Raw genomic sequence first — 3,378 nt, 5'->3', positions numbered from 1 at the left:
GTGCCGAAATACGCCGCCCATTCCTCCTCGAGCGCCCGGACTTCATGGCCGCCCATGAAATCCTCGTGCCAGCATCCGAGGTATCTGGACAGCACACCGGAATCCAGCACCCGGCAGACGGCTTTCTTTTCTTCGGCTCCGATGGTTCTGTGGCGGGGAAAGGGGCGGGTGCGCACAGGGCTTCCGCCGTGAATGGCAAGGGTCATGGATAGGTCTCTTTCTTTTCTCCGGAAAGGTGGATGGCCTGAAACAGATATTCCGCCCGATGCCAGTCCTCTTCCGTGTCAATGTCCTGAACCAGATGCCGGGGCAGAATCACGGGCAGGGCGTCGGCTGTATATATCTTCGGCCTCTCCATGAATTTTCTGCAGTCAAACCAGTAAAACTGTCCTGCATCATGGAAGGCTTCGGGCAGATCGTTGGATCGGGTGAGCTCATGCTCCGGCCAGAACATGGCAAGGTGCCCGGTTTTTGTCATGCGCAGGGCCCTGAAAATGGGAAAGGGAAAGCTTGTGACGGAAAAAACGGAAGAGACCCCTTTTTTTGTAAGGGTTTCATATCCTTCCCGGATGTAGCGGGCCTGAATCAGGGGGGCTGTGGCGTAGATGCAGCAGGCGGATGCCGGAGTTTCTCCTTTTTCCTTCAGCCATTCAAGGCAGTGAAGGAGAACGGGCGCTGTGGGCGTGTGATCGTCGGAAAGCTCCTGAGGCCGCACAAAGGGGGCTTCCGCCCCGTATTCACGGGCAATGGCTGCGATGTCAGGAGAGTCCGTAGAAACGAGAATGCGGTCAAAAACCCCTGCCTGTTTTGCCGCCTCAATGCTGTGGGCAATCATGGGTTTTCCGGCAAAGGGCCGGATATTTTTTAAGGGGATGCGTTTACTTCCCCCCCTTGCGGGGATGATGGCAATGCTCATGGTGTCCTCGTGGGTATCTGGGTTTTTTTCAGGCAGGTCATGGCCAGATCCAGAATGCGGGAAGCTGCCTGGCTGTGCCGGGTGAGGTCCTTCCTTGGAACGGGAGGCTTGTGAAAGGGGGTGCCCAGCCACAGGGAAAGGAGGGGGGAAAGTTCTTTCTTCTTATCCGTGAAAAAGACACCGGGCCGGGAAGCGAGCTGGGCCAGACTTTGCTGGCGCAGACCGGGCTGAAAGCTCAGTACGGGTTTTCCGAGAAGCCAGGCTTCATAGAGAAGGATGGAGGTCATTCCCATGATGCCGTCCGCTTTCAGCACTTCCTCCCGGCCATGGGCTGTGGCCTGATCCAGAACCCGGCCCTTCAGCCCGCCCCGGTTTTCTTCCCAGACCGCCGCAAGGCCGGATCTCTCTTCCCGTGGATGGGGCAGAAGATGGAGGAAAAGATCGTCCATCCAGGGTTGAAGGGCGGCGCAGAGAAGACGGAGAACGTCTTTTTCCGTGTAGCCCCTGAAGGCGGGGTTGCCGGGATCGCTGCCCTGATCCGCTTCCGCAGGTTCGGAAACAAAAAGAAGGGAGAAGGGTTTTTGGGGGACTGGCGCTGGATGGCGGGCTGCGCTGTCCGCTAAACCTGCCAGTGCGGGTTGGCCGGTAATGACGAGCATATTTTCCGGAAGCCCTTCTTTCATGGCGGCTTTGAGGGCCATTTCATCCATGAGGGCATAATGATCTGGCATGAAGGGGGGAAGGCCGTCGTTTTCAAGGCGGTTTCGGTAACTCGACCAGTTGTCCAGCACATGGATGACGGGAAGTCCTGCCCTTTGCCCTGCCCTTGCAAGGGTAAGGGGCAGGGTATCATGGACGCTGGAAGCGAAAAGTATCAGCGTAACGCCCCTGCTGCCAAGCCAGTCTTCCAGAGAATCTTTATCCGATGGGGGGGCAGGCATGGGCCAGTCCGGGGCATTTTCTTTAAGCATATGCCCGTGGGCCAGCACCGCAAAGGGAAGGTTTTTTTCTTTACAGGCATGGATGACGGGCAGCAGTGCCCGGCATCCTCCCACATCGCCTCCGGCAAAGAGAATCACAGGGCCCTCCCCGTTTTCTGGAAGTTGCGTACCCTTTCCATGAGGGCCATGGTGTTTCGGGAAGAGCGGAGGGTACTGAGGGGAGGCCGCTGCTTTTCATGACTTTCCATGAGATCTGAAAGGGCGTTTTCCATGGCTCCGGCAATGCCGGAAAGTCTTGTGAGGGGAGCATCGGGATCGGTTTTGAGCCGGAAGAAGCCCTGGAAGTGTTCGTGTTCTTCCTTTTTTTCCACAAGGGCCGTCATGCCGCCGTGCAGGACGGAAAGACGGCCCTGCTCACAGGTCAGCTCCATGTCGATGTTGTGGTAAGAAAGATCCATGCCCGTCACCGATACTTCCACATCTTCAGGGAGTTTTCTGAAACCGCAAGGCCCTTTGTCTCCCTCTGGAAGAGGGGCGGGGTGAGGCATGCCGTTTGGGGTGCTTTCAATTTCAGATTGGGTCTTCAGGCGGAAACCGAAGGAGGGGCTTTCTCCTTTGCCGGATACCCAGAGCAGTTCTGCCTTCATTCTGTCTTCCGTGAGAAAGAAGATCATGTCCAGCATGTGGGAGCCGTTGGCTTCCAGCCCTCTGGAATAGACGGCCCGGATGTGTCGGCAGGGGCCTAAACTTTCTTCCGTGAGGGCCTTTTTCAGTTCCTGATAGGACGGGAGGTAGCGGCGCTGGTAATTGACAAGGAGGGTACTGCCCCTTTGTTCCGAGGTTTGAATGAGGGCATCCATTTCCCCAAGGGTCAGGGCGGGGGGTTTTTCCAGCCAGATCATGGGCACGGCCTTTTCCATGCAGGCCATGGCCTGTTCAAAGTGCCAGGGAGCCGGAGAGCAGATGCTGACAAGATCCGGCTTTTCCGCAAGCAGGGCCTCCAGACTATCAAAGGCGGGGAGTTTCAGTGCTTTGGTAAAGGCCTTCCGCTCCCGGATTTCCGGATCAAAGCCGCTGACAAGGCGGACGCGGGTATGGGCAAGAAAAGCCCCTGCGTGGGAAAGGCGCACAGGGCCTGTGGAGCCGTGGTCAAAACGCCAGGCGATGTTGCCAAGGCCGCAGAGGGCTGCACGGTAATGCTGCATGAAGTCTTCCTTTGCTGCGATGCTTAATGATCCAGTTCCGCCAGATGGTTGAATTCCTGGATTTCCTCCACGGAAAGAAAGTGCGGGTTGGTAGCGGAGTTGTAGGCAAAACCTTCCTCCACGGGTTTGCCTTCCTCCCGCAGGAGATTCACGTCAAACATGTTGTTGCGGTTGGAAAAAATGATAGTAGGACGAATGACATAATGATCATGAAACTCCAGGGTAAGGTGGGAGTCGTCCGCAGGGCACATGGTCTCATGGAGCTTTTCTCCGGGGCGGATGCCGATGATCCGCTGTTCCAGATCCGGGGCCATGG

The 3,378-nt window shown here is 56.9% G+C and carries 5 protein-coding genes; all 5 read right to left on the bottom strand.

From position 1 onward, the window contains the following. Positions 1–206, bottom strand: a 206-nt coding sequence (locus RBR60_RS16475; RefSeq protein WP_320358829.1) for a hypothetical protein, incomplete at its 3' end; no start/stop codon positions are given. Then, a complete protein-coding gene (pseF, locus tag RBR60_RS16470) occupies positions 203–916 on the bottom strand; it encodes a pseudaminic acid cytidylyltransferase (RefSeq protein WP_320358826.1) in 714 nt (237 codons plus the stop codon). The genes pseF and RBR60_RS16475, both read right to left, overlap by 4 nt. Further along, positions 913–1,995: a hypothetical protein gene (locus tag RBR60_RS16465; RefSeq protein WP_320358824.1), complete on the bottom strand. Its 1,083-nt coding sequence runs from the start codon at positions 1,993–1,995 to the stop codon at positions 913–915. The genes pseF and RBR60_RS16465 overlap by 4 nt, the downstream gene beginning before the upstream one ends. Beyond that, complete coding sequence (locus tag RBR60_RS16460; RefSeq protein ID WP_320358822.1) at positions 1,992–3,062, bottom strand: Gfo/Idh/MocA family oxidoreductase; 1,071 nt, start codon at positions 3,060–3,062, stop codon at positions 1,992–1,994. The genes RBR60_RS16465 and RBR60_RS16460 overlap by 4 nt, the downstream gene beginning before the upstream one ends. 23 nt (positions 3,063–3,085) lie before the next feature. Then, the coding region (locus tag RBR60_RS16455; RefSeq protein WP_320358820.1) for a polysaccharide biosynthesis protein at positions 3,086–3,378 on the bottom strand (293 nt) is incomplete at its 5' end.

The organism is Desulfobotulus sp., from assembly GCF_034006065.1.
Classification (GTDB): Bacteria; Desulfobacterota; Desulfobacteria; order Desulfobacterales; family ASO4-4; genus Desulfobotulus.
The sequence above is the reverse complement of the archived record's forward strand: the minus strand, read 5'-3'. Positions and strand labels throughout refer to the sequence as shown.